Source organism: Mycoplasmopsis arginini (assembly GCF_965278885.1).
GTDB classification, from domain to species: Bacteria; Bacillota_I; Bacilli_A; order Mycoplasmatales; family Metamycoplasmataceae; genus Metamycoplasma; species Metamycoplasma arginini_B.
On record NZ_CBDIHE010000004.1, the window covers coordinates 49,979 to 70,717 of the forward strand.

Here is a 20,739-nt window from a genome sequence, read left to right on the forward strand (position 1 = left end):
TTTCTCCTTTTATTTTTCCTTTAATGTTTTTTTATTTAAAGTATAAAACATATTTAAATTATTATTGTATAGTATTTTTTTGTAATTTTTGTAATCTAATTTCTCAAAAACAACAGATATGTTTAACTGTTCAGCTTTGTTAAGTAAAAGACCAACATATAACATTATTTTTGGGTTATTTAATCTTGATGTAATGTTTTTATCAAATCAAATAATTTTTACTCATTTATCTATTGCAGAAATAATATCATCATTTATATCGTCTAACTTTATTGCTATCGAAGCCTTTGGTTTAATTTCTTGAATTTGTTCAACCTTTTTCTTTGCCTTTAACATACTTTTCTTTGAGTTTAAAGAAATTAATTGAACAAAAGAATGATCTTTAAAAATAGCGTTTTCAATATTCTTATTATCAATTAGGTTAAAAATAAAATCATTAACATTTAAAACCTTACCATGGGGCTCAATAGCATTAATATTTTCGTAAATTTTAATAAAAAAGTTTTTATAAATATCTAATGATGAAAGAATTTTTGGATCAGAAATATTCAATGCCTCAAATTTTTTCTCTGTTAATAAAAAGTTTAGTTTACTATTCTCATCACCAAAATTATTAAATGAAATTGTTTTAAAATCAATTTTGTTAGTTTCATTAATTTCATTTAAAACGTAATCATAATTTTCTTTAAATTTTTTAAAATATTCTATTTCACTAAAATCATTAGGTAATCAAAAATCTTCTAAAAAAGGTATCACTTTTAAATAATCAAAAATTACTTCATAATTGTAAAAATCTTTTCCAACCAATAAATTACTTTCAAAAGCAAAAAAACTACTAAATAAATTTTTATATAAGTGTGAATTGTTTTCAATTATTTTGATTCCCTTATTAGCTTGTTTTGTTTTGAATTTAGAAAGAGGAAAAACAAAAAATATTTTGTTTCAATCTAAAAAAACTTTAATGTTTTTTAGTTTGTTTTTGTAAAAAACTTCCTTAAATAATTTAACAAAGTTATTAATGTTGTTAATGTTTTTTATGTTTAAAACAAACCCGCAGGCTAAATATTTACTATTTGTATCAAGCAAGTAAGATACGTTTGTATTAATAGCCTCAAAAACAGCTTCTTCGCGAGAATTAATTTCATTTCAATTGATAGTAACCACAGCGTTATTTTCATCAACAAAATTCATTTCAAGATTAACCTTTGTTTTATGTCATGAAAACTTAGTTAATTGTTTTTCAAAACTAATTAAAACGTTTTCCTTATTCTTAATGGCATTAGAGAAAACAAAATTAGATTTCTTATCAAGTAAAGATTGAAAGTCTTGTAATTTTTTTCATCTATTATTTAAAAAATTAATCTTTTTAAGAAAAAAAGGCTCATTATAAATATTAGAAATTCCATTTAAATATTTAATTCTTTCTTGTTGTAAGTCTAATTCAAGACAAATAAAACCGTTTTGATTTTTAACAAGTTTTTCTTTTCTCTCTAATCAAAAAATGAATCATAAAGAAATTGCTGAAAGTAAAATAGCAAAAATCAATACTCAAATAAAGAGTAGCGAATCAATTTTTTTAATCATCTAGACTACCATCTCATTTCTTAATTGAGTGATGTGATTTTTCAAATTGTTTTGTTGTTTTTTGATTAGCAAATTTAACAGTAATAATTGAGCCTACCATATCAATTATTTCACCGCGACCAAAAAATTTATGCATAATGTAATCTCCAACAACTAAGTCACTATTGTTTAAATGGTTTTCTTCAGCTATTGAAAAATCATTTGCTAAACTAACGCTTCCATTCTGTTCGTAAATACCTGCTTCGGTTATAAATCTACTTCTTTTAGCAAAGCCTGATCTATTAATTGCAAAAGATAAAAATAGTTTTCTCTTTGCACGAGTAATTGCTACATAAGCAAGTCTTCTTTCTTCCTCTAATCCTTCAATATTTTCTTCACTTGTATTAGAACTACTTAAGAAAGTAAAATCTTTATTAGGGGCAATTGTTATTGCTCTCTTGAGAGGAAAAATACCTTCAGCTAAACCACAAATAAATACATAATCAAACTCAAGACCCTTTGCGTTATGTACTGTCATTAATGATACAAAACTTGTTGCATCATCTTCGACATCACGGTCTGTAATTAGAGTAATTTCTTGCAAGTATTCATCAATAGTACCGTGAGTGTTAATTTTTTCTCATTGTTCAATTGCTGCAATTAAACTTAAAAAGTTTTCTTGTTTAGCTTCATATTCCTCTTCTGAACCTTTAAAAGTTTCAAAGTAGTTAATCTTTTTAAACATAAATTCTTTTAAAGTGCTACTAATATTATTTGATTTTAAAGCTGCTCTTGCTCAACGTATATCGTTAATTAAATAAGCCAATCTTTGTAAGGTTGATGTAGAAATACTCAATGTTTCTTGTAATTCATCAAAATGCTTTTCGATAGCAGAATATAAATCTAAGTTTTTACTTCTTGCAAATTCTAAGAGTTTATCAATTGTAACTTCTCCAATTTTACGTGATGGTTTATTAATAATTCTTAATAAAGTAATTTCACTACCATCGTGAATTACCCTTAAATAAGCTAAAGCGTCTTTAATTTCTTCTCTTTGATAAAACTTGATAGAACCAAATAACTTATAAATTGTATTTTCTCTAATTAAAGCTTCTTCAATTGCTCTTGAGTAGCTGTTAGTTCTAAACAAAATCGCAATATTTTTTAATTGAACACGAGATCTTTTTAGTTCAGAAATTTTTTGAGCTATTCAAATTGCTTCAGCTTCTTCACTATGACCACAATAAAATTCAACGTCTTCACCTTCTTCATTTTCAGTAAATAAATTTTTTTCTAATCTAAGTTTGTTTTTTTGAATTAGTTTATTAGCGTGATATAGAATTTTTTTGGTTGAACGATAATTTTCTTCAAGTTTTACTGTAAGTGCATCAGGATAATCTTTATGGAAATTTATAATGATATTAATATCTGCATTTCTTCAGCTATAAATTGTTTGATCCGGATCACCAACAATTGTCAAATTATTAGTTGAACATAATTTTTGTAAAATCTTGTATTGGATAACACTTGTGTCTTGAAATTCGTCAATTAATAAATAATCGAATCTTTTTGCTCACTTATTAGCAATATTTTCATATTTTGGATCATAAAATAACGTATATACAAACACTAATAAATCATCAAAATCCAAAGCCTTAGATCTTTGGAGTCTTTCTTGATAGTGTTTGTAAATTAATTCTTTAGTTTCTATTGCTTTTCTTTCTTCTGGAGACATTGAGCTATCTTCTTGTTCGTTTTCAATATTTAAAAAATCAAATAAAGAATTTTTTTTATTTTGAATGTATGAAATAATAGAGTTGTAGCTAAATTGAGTATTGGTAATTTCTAATTCAGCATAAACAGATTTTAAAATTGCCCTTTGATATATCTCGTCGAGAATTTGAAAATCATTGTCATAACCTAAAAGATGAATTTCTTTTCTCAATATCTTTGCACAAATAGCATGAAACGTACTTATTATTGGTAATTTATTTGGGTTGTCAATCATGGTTACGACTCTCTGTTTCATTTCATTAGCTGCTTTATTAGAAAAAGTCAAAGCTAATATATGTGAAGGATTAATTCCTAATTCATCTACTAGGTAAGAAATCTTATAAGTTAAAACCCTTGTTTTTCCTGAGCCAGCACCAGCAATTATCCGAAGAGGACCTTCGTTGTGTTCTACTGCTTCTCTTTGTTGTTTATTTAATTTATGTAAGTCTACCATGTTTTTACCTCTTAAATTTAGATTGTTCTTTTAAAATTATACCTTATTACACATTATAAATAATGAGTAATAAAGAAAAGAAAGTGTTTTGTAACTATAAAATTAAAACAAAGATTAATTTTGATACTAATTCACTCAAAATATTTAACACATATTTAATAAGTTATATAATGTATTTAAAAACAAAATAATGATAAAAAAAGAGGAAAAATATGCAAATTTTAAAGTTAATAAATTCTTTTTCGGCTTCTGTTCTGCCCCTAGCAAACAATGTTGCTATTGTTTCCTCTGATATTAACATATCAGAAGAAGAGAAAAGAATTCTAACTTTTGTTGAAGAATTTTTAACCGAAGATAGTAAGGAATTAGAAAGTATAGCAAAACAATTTGATATAAAATTTTCAGCGAAAAAAAATATTGAAAGAATGTTTGGTAATAAGAAAGATGAAATTCTAAAAAAGTTTTTTATTAAAATGAAAAAAAACGGAATTATAAATTCTGAAGAACAAAATCTTTTAGAATTAAATGATGAAGTAAAATCAAAATTGAATAAAAAATTTCATTCTATTTTAGTTGAATCTTTAAAACAAATAAAATTAGAAAAGAAAGAAATAAACAATAATGCAAAAAGTTATTATAAAAGAATTAAAACCGATATTAAAAAAATGTTTGAAATTAATGATGATGGAGTTGAATCATCTAAAAATGTTGAAAACAAGATTTTAAATTTAAAAGAATTGTTGGATAAAATTCAAAACTCTATATTGCAAAAAACAAATTTAGCTAATAGATTGCTTACTGGGTCTACTGTAATAACCGGAATTTCGATCGGAACAGGTCTACTGGCTGCATCTTTATATACACTTATACCGTTTACTTTTGGTGCCACATCTGTTCCGGCTGCAGCCCTTAGTCTTGCAACTGGAATTTTGGGATCTATTGCTTCTGCACTAAAAATGGCTTATTATGATGTTTTAAAAACAATTGAGTCATTTAAAGAAATTGAAGATACCTTATCTAAGTATTCTTTTATGACTGTAACTGAAATGGCATTAAAAACAACTTCTTTTTCTCTTTCCCTTTTTAAATTAAAATACAATATTGTGAAATTTGATTCTTTAATTAATCCAAACTCTTTGTCAAAAGTTAGTACATTCATTGCTCCATTAATCTCTACAAAAAATTTATTAGAGGATATAAATGAATTAGACGAATTTAAAAAATTTAATAATGAAATAAAAGAAAGTTCCTTAGAACTATTAAAAACAATTTCTAGATTAGAAACAATTAAATGAACTGTTATAAACGAAACAATAATTAATAAGCCATATACACAAGGCGGTGTTGGTGGTACTAACACACATTTTAAAAATCTTAAGACCGGAGAGATAAAGACATTAGAAGAACTTTTAAAGTTAAATAATTTTGAATTAAGTATAAACGGCTTTTTAAGGGTTAAAGACCCAAATAAAGGAGAATACTTAAGAACATTTCCAAATAAAGTAAAATGAGATAATTTAGGATAAGACAATGACACTATTAATTATTTATTGTGCGATACTTTCGCCATTGGTTATGATTTATTTTGTTGTTGGGTTTTATTTTATTTGAAAATATAACAAAAAAACAATTTTTACTTGCGACTTTAAAACAGGAGCAAAAAAACAAATTTTAGCAGAATCAATAAAATTACCCCAATCAACATTTGATAAATTTTTTGAGTTTTTTAAAAAATCTAAAACTTTTTATATCTCGTGGTTATTTATATTAATATTTATTTTTGTTTTTACGCTAATTACATATTTAGTGTTCTATTTTACAGTTTCAAAAAAAATTGATTTTTATGATTCTATTTTATTAGTCATTATTTTTGGTGTTATACTCGAACCTTTATATTTTTTAATAAAAGGTCTTATTAAGATAAACAAAACTAAAAAAAATATAAGAGATTGAATAATAGAAAATGAAAAAATAGAAAAAAGTCATTTAAATATTGAAAAGCCAGTAAATTATGACGATTTTAGGAATATTATTTTAAACGAAGACTTAGAAATTAGAATTCCAATATTCAAAAATTCAGAGTCGCATTTTTATGGAATGAAAATATTAAACAAAAGAAAAAAATTTATTAATGATGGCGTAATAGATAATAATGAATTATTATACTTTATATTATTTGATTATACTTCTGCTCAAATTAATAAGATTTCTTATACCAAAGAAAATTATTTATATTTTATAAAGGAAATCTTAGAAAATGAATATAATAACATTTAAAACACTTTTAATAATTCTTTTTGTTTTTTCTTTAATACTATTTTCATCTTTTTTTACCTTATTATTGTTGTTTTTTCTTCCTATACTAAAAAGAATATTGTTAAAAAGGGGTGCTAAAAAAATTTTTTTATCTAAAAAAATAAAAATAAATGAGATTTTTTTTAAAACAATCAATCAAAAAATAAAAATTAGTTTTATTTTTTTAAGCATATTTTTGGCGATATCAATACTAATGAGTTTATCTATTTTTTATCCATGACTAGATGTGTTGATTAATTTATCTAAATGAAAATCACAAATTAATACAGTTGTATTGTTTCCATTTTTTACTACGGCATTATTACTTTTTATTTTCATTTTTTCTTTAACATTAATAATTCAGATATGCATAATAAAGAGAAAGTTTAAAAATTGAGAAATTAAAAACAATAAATTAAATGGAGTTTTATTTGAAGAAATTGAAACTATAGAATCAAAAGAGATTTTCAGCATATTTAAGTTCTCAAATGATTTAAATATGACTTACATTACTAACGTGTGGCCTTTTTTTAGTAAACAATACAAAATTAAAAATCAAAATTGAAAAAACTATTTTTATAAATATAATGAAACTAAACGAGATGAGGAATTTTATTATTTTTTAATATTCAATTATGAAGACGTGGCTATAGATAACACAATTTTCAAGATTGAAGATTATTCTTACATTTATCAAAACAGAGATAAAATATTTAGTTATAACAAAAAGACAGGAGAATAAAAAAACCTGTCTTTTTGTTTTATTAATTTAAGATTTCTATTTTTGGTAATTCTCTTTTCTTTGGATAAATTTTTAATTTATAATCCTCATCTTCAAACATTTCTTCAAATTTATTTTTTCAAACAGTCTTTGTTCGAGAAAATTTATCATTTCAATTTAATCTTGTAGCTACAACGCCTGTTAAAATCATAAAAATTTGTAAATTAATTGCTATTGTTGCTAAAACTGTTGGTAAACTTACAACAAGTTTTTCCACAGTATTCATTTTTTGTCCTCTTGCTGCCTTTAAAAAAGCATCTGTTGACATTAACATAAAACTTAAAAAGACAAAAACTCATAAAAACGAAAATAATCTTTGTCTATCAAAAATAAATCTTGATAATTTTCTACCATTATCATTAGCTATAATTTTAATCTTACAGATAAGCATTCCAACCGTTTGCCCGCCTGTAATTATTGGAATCACAATAAATTCAAAAATATTAAAAACAATTAAACCTAATAATCATATTCTATAAACAACTTCTTTATATACAATATTATTTAAGAGAAAATCAGCTTTTTTGTAATTGAATATTAAGAAAGAAGTACCAACAGAAAAAATTACAAAAATAAATAAATCAATGAATGTACTAAGCAACCTTATTCAAAAATTTGCTTTTATGTTCTGTTTTTTTATCATATAAATTTTTTAAAAATTAAATCTCACTTTTTCACAAAACCGTCAGTAAGTTCAAATAATTTTTTTACATCAAAAGTTAAGAAAAAATTATTATTCTTCATTTCTTCTAATCAAGCAGGTTTTAAATTTTCTATTTCTTGAATTAAAGCTTTTTTAATATTATCTAGTGATTTAGATTCTAAACTATTTTTTCTTGTTTTAAATGTACCTAAAATACCAGCAACATAATAACAATAGTTAATACATTTTGCAAACGATAAAGCTTTTCTTACAGAATCGTTGTCTAAAGAAACTTCCTTAAAAATATTATTTCAACTACGTGTTAATGATTTTGGGTTGAACATTAAAAAACTATAATTTCAATTTTCAATTCATGTATCAGGAAAGTAAGCAAAAGTTTTAGAATTTAAAAGCGCACGGAAAACTAAGTTGGGTGAATATTCCAAATTTAAGTCTCTAGTTTTAGGTGTGTCCATAACCTTCTTAGCTATTTCTGTTTTTACAAAAGTATTAAAAACAAAAGGAGTAACTAAGGCAAAAGGCAACACATTTTTTTCTAAGTCCACTAAACCTAAACCAGGGAGCAATTCCGATTTAATTAGAGAATGTGAAATAGATTTGCTAAATCCAGGCATTTCCACAAAATCAGGTTTATCTTGAAAGCCTTCTAAAAATTTATCAATTCTTTTAATAAACTCATTTTTTAATTTACAGTATGAATAAAGAATAAATACATAAGGTGTTTCCACGTTTTTTAAAGCATCATTAATAACAATATCAATATGTTGGTGTGTTGTATTGAAAACAACCTTCAAACGATCTTTTAACTTATTGTGTAATTCATCAATAGCAATAAAGTGTTCTTCTTTTGGTCGATCAATTGTAACTATAACGTCAAAATTTTGGCTTTTTTGTTTGTATAGGTTATTAAAAATGTCTTCAATAGAAATAGCGGGGTTATATATTGGAACAATAATAGTTAAATTTTTGCTACTCATAAATACCTACATTTTAATTTGTCCTGCTACACGAGGGAAAGGAATAACATCTCTAATATTAGCAACACCAGTTACATACATAACTAGTCTTTCAAAACCAATTCCAAAACCACTAGATGGAGCGTAGCCAAAACGTCTTAAATCTAAGTATCACCGTAAAGGTTCGGTTGATATTTTTAAATCATTCATTCTTTCAAGTAATTTTTCGTATCTTGCTTCCCTTTGGCTTCCACCGATTAATTCACCAATGCCAGGAACCAATAAATCAAACGCCCCAACTGTTTCTTTATCATCGTTTTGGTGCATATAAAACGCTTTAATATCCTTAGGGTAATTAATTACAGCAACAGGCCCTTGAACAATTTTCTCTGACAGGAATTTTTCATGTTCAGAAGCTAAATCCATTCCAAAGAAGATATTTTGTTCTTCAAAGGAATCTTTATAGTTAGCTAATTGTTTAACAACATCTCTATATTCAATAACTGTCAATTTATTATCTAAAAACTTATTTAAAGTTTCAATTAAATTAGGATTGATTGAATTTAAATAAACCATTTCATCTGGATAATTTTTAATAGTATTTTTGATAACAGTTTTTAGTAGATCATCTGCTAATAAAATAATATCTTTTAATTCATAAAAAGCAACTTCTGGTTCTACCATTCAAAACTCAGCAAGGTGTCTTGATGTGTGAGAATTTTCTGCTCTAAATGTTGGCCCAAATGTGTAGACTTGTTTAAATCCGGCAGCGTATGATTCGGCATGTAATTGTCCGGTAACACCTAAAAAAGCTTTTTGTTTAAAAAAGAAATCTTTTGATTCATCATCTACCAACAATGTTTCTCCTGCTCCTTCTCCGTCATTAGAAGTAATAATTGGTGAAGCCATATATAAAAAGTCATGTTCTTGGAAATATTTATGAATTTCATAAGCTAGTGAATTTCTAATTAACATAACACTTTTGAATAGATTTGTTCTGTTTCTTAAGTGCGGAATTTCTCTTAAAAATTCTAAAGAAGTTTCTTTCTTTTGAATTGGGAAGTCTTCATCTACACCATTTAAAATTGTTATTGAATCCAAGGCTAATTCGAGTGGTTGTTGTGCTTGAGGTGTTAAGTGAATTAAACCTTTAGCGATTACTGATGTTCCTAATGAAAGTTGTGATAAGTTTTCGTTTTGAATGATCTCACCTTTAGCAACAACTTGTAAATTAGATACAGTACTTCCATCGTTAATTGTTAAGAATCTTATTTTTTCATTTCCTCTATTTGAAACTAACCAACCTTTAATTTCAAACTCTTGGTTTTCTTTGATGTTTTCAACTTTTTGTAATAATTTTTTTAATGTCATAATTGACTCCTAGTTATAAAGTGTAATTTAATTATAATTAAAATTATACTTAAATTATTTTTGAATGTTTATTTTAAATTATATTAATGAGAAAATTTTGAAAATAAAACTTAAAATAAAAAGAAAAATAGGCAAAGCCTATTTCTACGATTTTGTTGTTTCGAAATAATAAGAAGCAATTTTTGTTCTTAAACTGTTGTCAATAATTGGGTATGTAAATAGGAAATAATTTTCATTTGAACTTGGTTGTGCGAAAATATCTTTTGCAATTTCATCATTTCCAAAATATCATTTTTCAATAAATTCATAGCTTAATTTATCAGCGGGGGTGTATGAAATATAATCAAAATTAGCTATTTCTGATAATTCTTCATCACCGAACGCTTCAGTAAATGCATCTTCAAATAAACTATAACCATTGTCAGAATTATTTCTAACGATTAACAATCAGTTTCAATATTGGCCTTCATTATTATCTACAAAACTATTTAATTCTTTTTCTCAGTTAGTAAAGTCATCTCAATGTGATGATTCAATACTGCTAAATTCTTTACTTGCTAATAAAGCCTCTTTTACAGCATCTTTTTCTTCATCAAAAATTTGTTTTAAAATTTTAGAAGCGTTTTCTTTCATTTCATCATCTATTAAATCCTTAACTTTTTCCAAAAGAAGACTATCTAAAAGATTTGAATCAGAACTATTTTTTATATTGTCTTTTAAAAGAAAATTATTGTGATAAATATTCTCTTTTAAAATATCCAAAAAGTTATTAGTATCTTCTTCACTAAGCTTGTGTGAAATAATTCATCCATCCATTAATAAATAATTATATTTTGGTCTTATAAAACGAATTAATCCATCTTCAACACTTGCAAAGTTATCTTGTGAATAATAGGCATCTAAAGCATCGCCATTATAAATAACTGCTGAATCAGATCTTCCTTCTTTAGGTTCAATTAAATGGTTTAACAATTCAAGTCCATCACCACTTAAATAGTTATATCCTGTGTTTTTAATTGAAAAACCAGACGAATCTTCAACAAACTTAATAAACGAATCTATTGCAATTTTGTAATTAGAATCATTAAAGTTAAATAGTTTTCCCTCTCCATTATGAGTAAAAAGAGTTTTTCATTCATCAGGATTTTTACCTTTGTAATTAAGTGCTCCTATCATTAGATTATCAATGAAAGCATTAGTTCATGCAACTCTTTGATATTTACTATCTTTTAAAATCGAAAAAATTTCGTTTCAATTGATAGGGTTTTCAATGTTTTCTAGGACATTTAATGCCTTTTCTATTTCGAGATTGGGTCTTGAATTTTCATTTATATTGTAAGCAACACCTTTGTCTTGAATGTAATAAGGAATAATAAAATCTGAAAAATGATCTCAATTGTCTAAGCCTTCGTTCTTAGTTTCAAAAGATCTTCATTTTTGATTGATTGTATCAATCTCAAAACCTATTTTATTTAATTCATCTTGGTTCATTAAACTTAGTTTATTATAAATAAGCTTGTCAAAGTTTTCTAAATGATTTTGAACATTTTCTGTAAAAAAGTTTTTTCGGATATTTCACTTGTTAGTTTCCGATCCAAAAATTCTTTCAAAATTGATTTTTTTGATTTTTTTGTCTAATATAAGTTGTGCTGTTTGAAAATCGCTTCCAACACCAGCGATAGCTTTATCTTGTGTTAATGCTTGGGTAAATTCATTAATTTCTTTAAATTCTTTGTAATTGTAATTCTTTTTAAGATTATTTACAATCTGAGGATGTAAATATGATTCGTAATTATAAACGCTTGGGCGATAATGGTTAGTTAATTTAAATATTAGTCCGCCTAAAAATAAACTAAATATTATAAAAAGCGATAAATAAAAAAGTATAACCTTAAAAATCTTTTTTTGCAATTTATAAAGCCTCCTTATAGAAGTCTTTTTGTGCTTGTTTTTTTGATAATAAAATCGCTTTTTTTGCTTTTGAGTTTTGAGTACCTTTGAATACTATATATAAGGTATTTCCAAAAATAACCACTAATAATGATATTGCCCCAATTGCTAAGGATCATGCTTGGAATTGACCTTCATATAATTGTGTGCCAAGAGTTTCGGTATTAGAAACTATTCTTGTAATAATAAAGTCATCAAATGAAAGCGTCATTGTCATCACAAAAGTAAAGCCAATTGAACCTAACATGTAAACAAAATATGTTTTAAATCATGTTTTAAATTTAGAATATCCCAAATCTTGGCTTGCTTCAAAAATATTCTTTGAAAACTTATCACTTTTAGGAAGCATTATTAAGATTCCATATGGTAAACACATAACTGTGTGGCCAATGATTGATCTAAAAAAACCTTCGCTAGTTGCTTTTAGTGTTCCAAAAAATAAAAAGTTTAAAACAATAGCTAAAGTTAAACCCGTAATAACATCAGGGTTAATCATTGGGACGTTAGATGTTGTTTGTACATATGATCTTGCACCTTTATTTTTGTTTCTTCAAAGTGCAAAAACAGTTAGTAAAGAAATTGTTATAACTAAAACTGAAGTTGCAATACCTAAAAGAAATGAGTTAACAAAGGCTAGAGTATGTGATTTTGAAAATAGTTCACTGTACGCTTCAAAAGATGTTCTATTTCATGTTGTTACAGAAAATATACCTTTGTCTGATGGGGAGTTAAAACTATAAATGGTTCCAAAAATAATAGGAACATATAAAAAACCTAAAATAATAAAAACATAAGAATATTTTAAAAAGTTTTTAATCTTACTCATAGTTTCCTCCTTGTCTTCTTTTTCTAATTAAGTATGGAATTCCATAAATAATTGCGTAGATAGATAACAATACAGATAAGGTAATAATAACCAAAGTGGAAGCGTTTGCTAAGTCAAATGGATTAGCTGTATTTGCAAATTGATTAATTAAGTTACCAATTAACTGCTTTTGACTACCATTTGGTAATAATTTGTCCGAAATAATAATTGATGTTGCTGACATCATTAAGACAATACCAAAACCACTTAGTATTGCCTTAGTTGAGTAAGGAATAATGACCTTAAATACGGTTTGAAATTTTGAGTATCCCAAATCTTCAGAAGCTTCTAAGATATTGTTTGGCATATCTTTTAAAACTTGGTATAAAGGTAAAACCATAAATGGTAAATATAAATAAACCATTCCAAAAATAATAAAGAAGTTATTGTTAAGTTGATTTTCATCAAAAATTGCTGAAAATAAACCTCTAACAGCTAAAGCCTTTGAAATTGTAAATATAGCTAAAGGACTTAAGATTAAAGTTAAACCTAAAATTTTAATTATTTTATATTTTGATCTTGAAACAATATAAGCATAAGGGAAGCCTATAATTAAGGCTACAAAAGCAGCTAAAATACCAGTTAGTAAAGATCTTCCAATAATTATTCATGTAGAAGGTTTTATGGCAATTTCTCAGTTTTCTAATTTTGTTTGTCCTTCTAAAGGTTTGAATGCATAAATGCATACAAAAACCATAGGTAAAATAATGAATAAAATAGCAAAAATAATATAAGGGATTAAAAAGGAGAATTGTAGTTTAGACATTGGCGAAGAAAAGTGTTTTGTTTTTTTCTTTTTTAAATCTTTAAATTTCATTTGTTTGTTCCAATTCTTTTTCTAATGCTTCAAGCTTTTTGTCTTTTTTCATTAAATGAATTGAATCAACGTCCCAGTCTAAAAATACTTCTTTTCCAACAGCATGTTTTGAAGATGTTTCAACATGAACAATTTTGCCCTTGCAATCAATGTCATAATTGTAGTAGCTTCCACCGTATGTTGATTTTACAATTTCACCAATAAGTTTTGCCTTAGATTTTACTCTAGTAATTAATATATCTTCTGGTCTAATTAAGGCATCTAATTTTTCACCAGGTTCAAATTCTTCATGAATTGTGTCAAAAGTTTTCGACATAAATTTGACTTTATTTGCTTTTACAAATGTTGCATCAAAAAAGTTTGAATCACCAATAAAGTTTGCTACTCATTTATTTACAGGGTAGTCATATAGTTCTTTAGGTGTTGTAAATTGTTCTACCTTGCCATCACGAATTACGGCAATTCTATCGCTTAATTGTAATGCCTCATTACGATCGTGAGTAACAAAAATAAATGTTAATTTCAATTTTTGTTGAATATCTCTCAATAAACTTTGCATTTTTTCACGAATTTTAGCATCAAGAGCACTTAGGGGTTCATCTAATAAAAGAATTTCTGGTTCAATAACTAGAGATCTAGCTAAAGCCACTCTCTGTTTCATACCACCAGATAAGAAGTTAACGTTCTTTTTCTCATTTCCCGTTAAACCAACAAGTTCCATCATCTGTTTAACTTCTTTATCCATTTCTTCGTTAGTAATTTTTCTTGTCAAGTATCTTTTTTCGTATGCTTCGGTTTTTAAATCAACATAATTTTCTCAATATGAATATTTGAAATCCATATCATCGATTCATTGTTGATATTTATTTCTTTTTCTTTGTGAAAGAGAGTTGTTTGTGTTTAATTCTTTTTCGTAAAGTTCAAATTCTTTATCTAAGCTTTTCATTTTTTGCTCAGCGTATTTTTTTCATTTTCTTTTTTGAACTGTTAATTTGCTTTCGAATGATTTAGGAACATTTTCCTTTCAAATACGTTTTAGTCTTAAACCATATTTAATATTGTTTTCAACATTTAAATGTGGAAATAAAGCATAGTCTTGAAAAATTGTAGAAACATCTCTTTTGTGAGGCGATAAATCTTTAATATCTTTACCATGAAGTTTAACTTCACCACGAGTAACTCATTCAAAGCCACCAATAATTCTTAAAATGGTAGTCTTACCAGAACCAGAGGGTCCTAAAAGGGTAATAAATTCACCTTTTTCAATATTAAGGTTAACGTTATCTAGAACAGTTTTATCTTCAAACTCTTTAACAACATCAACAAGTTCAATAATTGAAGAAGATTCTTTTTTAATTTTCTTTTTTTCCATATATTTCCTTTCTTTATTACGATTTAGTCTTTTGGTAGTAATAATCAATCATTTTAGTTTTTAATTCTAAATCAAGTGGTTGATAGGGTCTAAATTCTACATTAGACACCGTTTCTAAGTCAAAGATTGATATTGCTTTTAAGTCAGGGTTTTTATTTTTATCTAAAAAGTATCAATCTTTTAAAAAGTTTTTAATATTTTTATAACTTGGGGTGTAATTAATTACGTCAAAGTTATTAATGTTAGGTAAATTTTCGTAAGCAAAAGCATTTTTGAAAAAGTCATAATTTTCTTTATAAAAATTAGCATCAATTTCGTTTAAACTTTTAGCTTCATTCTCGTTTCTAAACAAATTGTGTTTAATAGTATTTTGATTAAGGTCTGAATTTTCTTTTATTTCTTGGTAAACATTTTGAATATATTCTCTAGTTAAGTCATTTCCACTTTTTATAACATCAGAGAAAATATATTCATTTAACCGGGAAAGTAATTTATCAGACTTAAAATCATTAATATCTTTAGAAATTATTCATGCATCAATATTTGTGTAACTATATTTAGGTCTTACAAACGAAATGTTATTACTTTCTTCAAGTGAAGCAAAATTATCTTGGCCATAATAAGCATCTAATGCATCTCCATTATACATAATTGCGATATCTGCTTTTCCACTAATTGGTTCAATAATACTTGAAACTAATTCTTGACCATCAGTAACTAATTTATTTCTGTTTATGTCCTTTATTGAAGCACCTGTTGTATCTAAAACAAATTTATTAAAATGATCAAATATATCTTCATAATTTGTTTTATCTAAAAGTTTTCAATTTCCTTTTAAATCTCTTTGGGTGTTGTCATTTAAATAGTATTTATAAAACTGGCCAATCATTGCGTTGTCTAAAAATCAATTAGTTCAATAAATTCTTGGATTTTTATATTTTTGAACAAGTGATTTCATAATGTCATATCATTCCATTCCATTCTTAATTTCATCAAAATTAGCACTTGAAACAACATTATTTCTTTTGTTCTTGAAAATCTCAAAGTTTTCAGTATTGTAAACTACCATTTTATCAAGTGTGAAATATGGTATTAAGAACTCATAAAAACTATCAATCCCTTTCTCTCCATCTACTTCAAAGCCTAATATTTCGTTTTTGTCATTATAATAAATATAAGGTTTAAATTTATTTTTATAAATTATGTTTTCAGGATTTATTTTTTTTATCTTTTCAATTATTCAATTATTGTAAAAATCAAACTGTTTTTTAACGTCTTTTGTGTATAAATTCATAATAATTTCTTTTTTATTATTTTCATTATATGTAGCGTTAAAAGCTTTTTGAAAATTTATTTTCTTCAATTTGTTTTCTAAAATTAATTGTGCTATTTGATAATCAGAACTAACCCCAGCAACGGCTTTTTTATTTTTAATTGCTCTTGTAAATTCATCAAGGTTAGTAAAAACATGATATGAATAATCTTTTTTTACTTTGTTTATAATATCTTTATTTAAATAAGATTCATAGTTATAAATACTTACTTTGTAAGGATTTGATAACTTTAAAAATAGAATAATTACAAAAAATAAAAATAATAAACTTGTGAATATAGATAGCAAAATAAGCTTGAGCCTATGAGTCATTCTACGAATTTTCATTAGTAGCCCGCCTTTTTGATTCTGTCTTCCTTGTCTACCCAATTATTATCTACTTTTACTTTTAAAAATAAATTTACTGGGTGTTCAAAAACTTTTGACATTTTTGTTCTTGCTGACATTGAAATGCTCTTAATTTTGTTTCCGCCTTGACCAATAACTATTCCTTTTTGTGATTCGCTTTTAACAAATATTGTAGCAAAAATAGTATAATGTAAGGTTTCATCTTCGCTTTCTTTAAATTCGTCTATTTGAACTGCTATTGAGTGAGGAACCTCTTGATATAAATTATTTATTGCGGATTCTCTAATGATTTCTTTGGCTATAAATCTTAAAGAGACATCGCTTAATTGATCTTCTTCATATGGAACTTCTGATTCATATGAGTATTTTTTAATTTCGTCAATTAAATCATTATAAGTGTTTTTAAATCCTTTTCCAACGCCTAAAACCGTTTTAAATCCTAACGATTTTAATTCTTGAGCTTTATTATCTAAAGAATTTTTATCTTCAACTAAGTCAACTTTAGTAATTACAGCAATTAAGTCAGCATCGGTTGTTTCTTTTATTTTGTTTATTATAAATTTATCTCCTGTTCCTAATTTTTCGTTTGCTGGAGTTATAAATAAAACAACATCAATGCTTTGTATTGTTTCATAACTTTTTTCATTTAATTTTTCTGACAATAAAAATTCAGCCTTATGAATGCCGGGAGTGTCAATAAAAATTATTTGACTTTCTTTATCATTATAAATTCCTTTGATATTATCTCGAGTAGTTTGCGCTAAGTTAGACACTATTGCTAAATCAAAATCTAAAATATTATTAATTAATGTGCTTTTTCCAACGTTTGGTCTACCAATTAAACCTACATAGCAAATTTTTTTCATTCATAAACCTCTCAAAAATAAGTATTAATATCTGTTAATTCCTAGTTTTGCCATAATATTATCAACATGGCCATTCATAATTTTTGCTTCTTCCTCAGATTGATGATCAAAACCAAAAAGGTGTGCAACACCATGAGCAAAAATATAACAAAATTCCCTTCTTAAACTGTGATTAAATTCTCTAGCTTGTTTTTTAATTTTTCAAGGAGAAATAATAATTTGTCCAAGTTCTAAAAAATCTAAAAAATCTAATTCATTAGCTGCCTCTAAAGGAAAACTTAAAATATCTGTAGTGTAGTTTTTATTTCTATACAAATTATTTAGTTTTTTCATTTTAAATTTGTTAACAAAAAGAAGGTCAACTGATAAGTTTTTTTTGCTTCCAAATTCTTCTTTTGCTTCTTTTAAAATATTTAAAAAATCTTGTTCAAATTTAAAGCAAAAAAGGCTCTTATTTTTAATGGTTAATTTATTCATAAAAATAATTATAAATTAACTGTAAAAAAATGCAAAAATTTATTATTATTTTTTTATATTCAAAAACTGCGTTTTTTCATTTAAAAACCTGTTGTTATGTGAGGTTTCAATGATCAACGAATTCTCTTGTTTTTCTTTGATAATTTTTTTAACTATTTTAAATGTTTTTTTAGAAAGATAATCAAAGCACTCATCCAGTAAAATAATTTGATATTTTTTTATTAATAATGGCAATAACTTTATTAATTGTAACTGTCCTAGGGATAACTTATTTTTATTAATTAAAATATTTGAAAAAATATCTAAATTTAATATTTTTAAAACAAACTGAAAATCCTTATTATTTAATATTTTGTCTCTTTCATTTTCGTTTATATTTCAAAATATATATGTGTATAAATCTAAATTAGGCAAATCTTTTTCTTTATCGGAAAAAAATACATGATCATCAAACCAGTTTTGACTAAATTCAGAGATATCTGTGTTATTGAAAACAACACTCCCTTGATATTCTTTTATCAATCCAGAGATAATTTTTATTAAGGTTGATTTTCCACTGCCATTTTGTCCAGTTATGATAAGACCTTTATTTATAGTTAAATTTAAATTATTAAAGATAAGTTTTTTATCATATTTAAAAGATAAATTGTTTAAGTAGATTGACCTAATAGGATTTTCAACTTTAAATAAAGAGATATTTGAGAAGGCAGGTATATCTAAAATAAAAGCGATTCTATGGTAGTTAAGTTTAAATATCTTATTTGCAATTAAAAAGTTTTGAAAATCATTAGCTGGGTTATTAATTATTGTTTGTATTTGTAGTATAAATAAAAGATTGGAAACATTATTTGAACTATTTAGAACAAAGACAATGTAAATTATTAAATTAGAAATTAAATTTAAAAAGCCAAAAATTAAATTTTTTAAATTATTTAATTTATTAAGCCTATTATCATTAATTTGAATTATTTGCATATTATCTAAATAATTAAATTTCTCAACATTATTTCAGATTAGGTTGTAATATGAATTATCTCGATTAATTAGAAAACTAATTTCGTTAATTTCTTCTACTGTTTTTATTGTGTTTTGTTTTGACAAATTGTAGATTTTAGTATTAATTAAAAAGCCAACAAATATTTTTAATATATTCAAAAATATAATTAAAATTAAAAATTTTACTTGTACAAATATTAATAAAGGAAAAAACAAAAACAAAGACATGATTATTGTCGGTAAAAAAGTTGTTATAGATGAATAGTAATAAGCGATTGAATCTATTGCAAGGTACCTTAGAATAATTTCATTTTACTAATTTTATTTATTTGATTATAATTAGCTCTTTTTACTTTGTCTACATAATTTAGTTTAATTACTTTTGATATTTTGTTTTTGATTAAATTTTGAATTAAAGTTATTAAAAATGAAACAAGTATTGAAAGAAAAGAAACTCAAGCAAAAAGCAAAATATTTTTGAGTGCAAAGTCTTTGTCTTGTTGTTGAATATAAGAAAAAATATATTTACTCACAAAAGAAAGAAAATAATTAAATAAAACAAGGAGGACACTTAAATAGACAGTTGCAAATAAAAGTTTAAAACTAATTTCTGTTCTAAAAAAAGAATTCTTAGAATACATTTCTATCTTATTTTGAGTTGCAGATTTATTAACAATTAAAATAAAACCGGTAAAAAGTTTTTGAAAGTTTTGAAGTTCTATTTTTCTTTTTCCATTTACAGAATCCAATATTTCCACTAAACCATTTTTTATTTTCTTAATTATGATATAGTGAAAAAAAGTATCAATCTTTATTATTGAAATTACAGGAGCTTTACTTTTTAGATTTAAAAACTCTTCTCAATCTATTTTATAGGCTTCAAGTTCTAAATTTATATCTTTTGCTAACAAAGTTAAGTTAGAAATACTAATTCCATTTTTTGAATAAATTGCCCGATACTTTAATTGGTTTATATCTATTCATTTTTTTCAAAATAATTTATGTAATGATTGCAAAACGTATAGTCCGCAATCTTTAATGTCGTCTTGTATTTTTATTTGCATAATTATATTTTTGAAGTTTTTGAAATTAATTTTTTAAAATAAGGAAAAAATAGCGAAAACTTTATAAACATAAAATAGAGTTTTAAAATTTAATTTTTAGTAAAATTAATAATTATGAAAAACAAAAAAAGTAAAAAATCAATATTATTTTTATCTTCGATTGGAGCAATGACTGGAATAGTGGCGCCAATGTTGGTTGCTGCTTCATGTTCTCATGAACTACCAGAACTTTCAATTTCAGAAGATCCAAAATTAACTTATGTCAATGAAGATGGTGAAAGAATTATCAAAGGAAGCGCAAAAGCTTTTTATAAACTAAATTCTCAAAATGTTTTTAATCCAATTAGTATTCATGATTCTAAATACAAACTTTATACACCAGACGGAAAATTAAATAACGCCCACGATCCTGAACATGTATATAAAATCAAACCTAACTTTGACTTTTTAGTATTTAAAAACTTAACTGGCCCCCACGATTATCGTTTATTTTCTTTTAGATATGATGAGTTAGTTACAAACCTACCAGGTGTAGCAAAGAGAGCTAAATATTCACAATACCAATATAATCCAAAAGCAGTTTTTGTAATGCTTTATTGAATTAAAAAAACAGCAGAGGCAGCCCCTAACTTTGAAAATGATATTATTTCTCCTTCAAGATCAAGATTTCCTTATGCAGGACCTTCAATTGAAGAGGCACCATGACCATTTGTGAGAAATATTTCAAATAGTTTAAAAGGTTTTTGACAAGATGTTATCGAACCACTAGTTTTAATTTTTGATAAGGAATAATT

Annotated in this window: 18 protein-coding genes; 4 read left to right on the forward strand and 14 right to left on the reverse strand. The window is 25.1% G+C overall.

Annotated elements, in window-relative coordinates:
• Positions 1-9: 9 nt before the first annotated feature.
• Entirely contained in the window at positions 10-1,584 is a 1,575-nt protein-coding gene (locus tag ACQW0Y_RS01975; RefSeq protein WP_427867503.1) for an MHO_4530 family protein, read from the reverse strand.
• Positions 1,577-3,790, reverse strand: a complete 2,214-nt coding sequence (locus ACQW0Y_RS01980) for an ATP-dependent helicase (RefSeq protein WP_427867504.1) — start codon at positions 3,788-3,790, stop codon at positions 1,577-1,579. Before ACQW0Y_RS01980 ends, ACQW0Y_RS01975 begins: the two co-directional genes overlap by 8 nt.
• A gap of 212 nt (positions 3,791-4,002) precedes the next feature.
• Here ACQW0Y_RS01980 and ACQW0Y_RS01985 point away from each other — a divergent pair, with 212 nt between their 5' ends.
• Genes ACQW0Y_RS01985 through ACQW0Y_RS01995 form a run of 3 tightly spaced genes read left to right on the forward strand, consistent with a single transcriptional unit; the run spans position 4,003 to position 6,827 of the window.
• Positions 4,003-5,316, forward strand: coding sequence for a hypothetical protein (locus ACQW0Y_RS01985; protein ID WP_427867505.1), 1,314 nt, complete (start codon positions 4,003-4,005; stop codon positions 5,314-5,316).
• A 4-nt stretch (positions 5,317-5,320) separates the two neighbouring features.
• Positions 5,321-6,067 (forward strand): MAG0920 family protein, encoded by a 747-nt coding sequence (locus ACQW0Y_RS01990; RefSeq protein WP_427867506.1) that lies wholly within the window; start codon positions 5,321-5,323, stop codon positions 6,065-6,067.
• Positions 6,048-6,827 (forward strand): MAG0920 family protein, encoded by a 780-nt coding sequence (locus ACQW0Y_RS01995; protein ID WP_427867507.1) that lies wholly within the window; start codon positions 6,048-6,050, stop codon positions 6,825-6,827. Before ACQW0Y_RS01990 ends, ACQW0Y_RS01995 begins: the two co-directional genes overlap by 20 nt.
• 22 nt (positions 6,828-6,849) lie before the next feature.
• Here ACQW0Y_RS01995 and ACQW0Y_RS02000 read toward each other — a convergent pair whose 3' ends face one another.
• The 12 genes from ACQW0Y_RS02000 to ACQW0Y_RS02055 all read right to left on the reverse strand — a co-directional run bounded on the left by ACQW0Y_RS02000 (position 6,850) and on the right by ACQW0Y_RS02055 (position 19,945).
• On the reverse strand, positions 6,850-7,509 hold the full coding sequence (locus ACQW0Y_RS02000; protein ID WP_427867508.1) for an RDD family protein: 660 nt from the start codon (positions 7,507-7,509) through the stop codon (positions 6,850-6,852).
• Complete coding sequence (locus ACQW0Y_RS02005) at positions 7,503-8,507, reverse strand: glycosyltransferase family A protein (protein ID WP_427867509.1); 1,005 nt, start codon at positions 8,505-8,507, stop codon at positions 7,503-7,505. Before ACQW0Y_RS02005 ends, ACQW0Y_RS02000 begins: the two co-directional genes overlap by 7 nt.
• 6 nt (positions 8,508-8,513) lie before the next feature.
• Entirely contained in the window at positions 8,514-9,857 is a 1,344-nt protein-coding gene (gene asnS / locus ACQW0Y_RS02010; RefSeq protein WP_427867510.1) for an asparagine--tRNA ligase, read from the reverse strand.
• A 144-nt stretch (positions 9,858-10,001) separates the two neighbouring features.
• A complete protein-coding gene (locus tag ACQW0Y_RS02015) occupies positions 10,002-11,768 on the reverse strand; it encodes a hypothetical protein (protein ID WP_427867511.1) in 1,767 nt (588 codons plus the stop codon).
• Between the two features lies 1 nt (position 11,769).
• Positions 11,770-12,633 carry an ABC transporter permease gene (locus ACQW0Y_RS02020; protein WP_427867512.1) on the reverse strand — a complete coding sequence of 288 codons (864 nt, stop codon included), beginning with the start codon at positions 12,631-12,633 and terminating at the stop codon, positions 11,770-11,772.
• On the reverse strand, positions 12,626-13,489 hold the full coding sequence (locus ACQW0Y_RS02025; protein WP_427867513.1) for an ABC transporter permease: 864 nt from the start codon (positions 13,487-13,489) through the stop codon (positions 12,626-12,628). Before ACQW0Y_RS02025 ends, ACQW0Y_RS02020 begins: the two co-directional genes overlap by 8 nt.
• Positions 13,479-14,861: an ABC transporter ATP-binding protein gene (locus ACQW0Y_RS02030; RefSeq protein ID WP_427867514.1), complete on the reverse strand. Its 1,383-nt coding sequence runs from the start codon at positions 14,859-14,861 to the stop codon at positions 13,479-13,481. Before ACQW0Y_RS02030 ends, ACQW0Y_RS02025 begins: the two co-directional genes overlap by 11 nt.
• A gap of 16 nt (positions 14,862-14,877) precedes the next feature.
• Positions 14,878-16,521 (reverse strand): hypothetical protein, encoded by a 1,644-nt coding sequence (locus ACQW0Y_RS02035; protein ID WP_427867515.1) that lies wholly within the window; start codon positions 16,519-16,521, stop codon positions 14,878-14,880.
• Positions 16,521-17,408 (reverse strand): GTPase Era, encoded by an 888-nt coding sequence (gene era / locus ACQW0Y_RS02040; RefSeq protein ID WP_427867516.1) that lies wholly within the window; start codon positions 17,406-17,408, stop codon positions 16,521-16,523. The genes ACQW0Y_RS02035 and era overlap by 1 nt, the downstream gene beginning before the upstream one ends.
• A 24-nt stretch (positions 17,409-17,432) precedes the next feature.
• Positions 17,433-17,885, reverse strand: a complete 453-nt coding sequence (gene ybeY / locus ACQW0Y_RS02045; protein ID WP_427867517.1) for an rRNA maturation RNase YbeY — start codon at positions 17,883-17,885, stop codon at positions 17,433-17,435.
• A gap of 45 nt (positions 17,886-17,930) precedes the next feature.
• A complete protein-coding gene (locus tag ACQW0Y_RS02050) occupies positions 17,931-18,986 on the reverse strand; it encodes an ATP-binding cassette domain-containing protein (RefSeq protein WP_427867518.1) in 1,056 nt (351 codons plus the stop codon).
• A gap of 191 nt (positions 18,987-19,177) precedes the next feature.
• Complete coding sequence (locus ACQW0Y_RS02055; RefSeq protein WP_427867519.1) at positions 19,178-19,945, reverse strand: cysteine peptidase family C39 domain-containing protein; 768 nt, start codon at positions 19,943-19,945, stop codon at positions 19,178-19,180.
• A gap of 114 nt (positions 19,946-20,059) precedes the next feature.
• Here ACQW0Y_RS02055 and ACQW0Y_RS02060 point away from each other — a divergent pair, with 114 nt between their 5' ends.
• The gene (locus ACQW0Y_RS02060; RefSeq protein WP_427867520.1) at positions 20,060-20,737 is read left to right on the forward strand and encodes a hypothetical protein; all 678 of its coding nucleotides are present in this window, start codon (positions 20,060-20,062) and stop codon (positions 20,735-20,737) included.
• Positions 20,738-20,739: the final 2 nt, after the last annotated feature.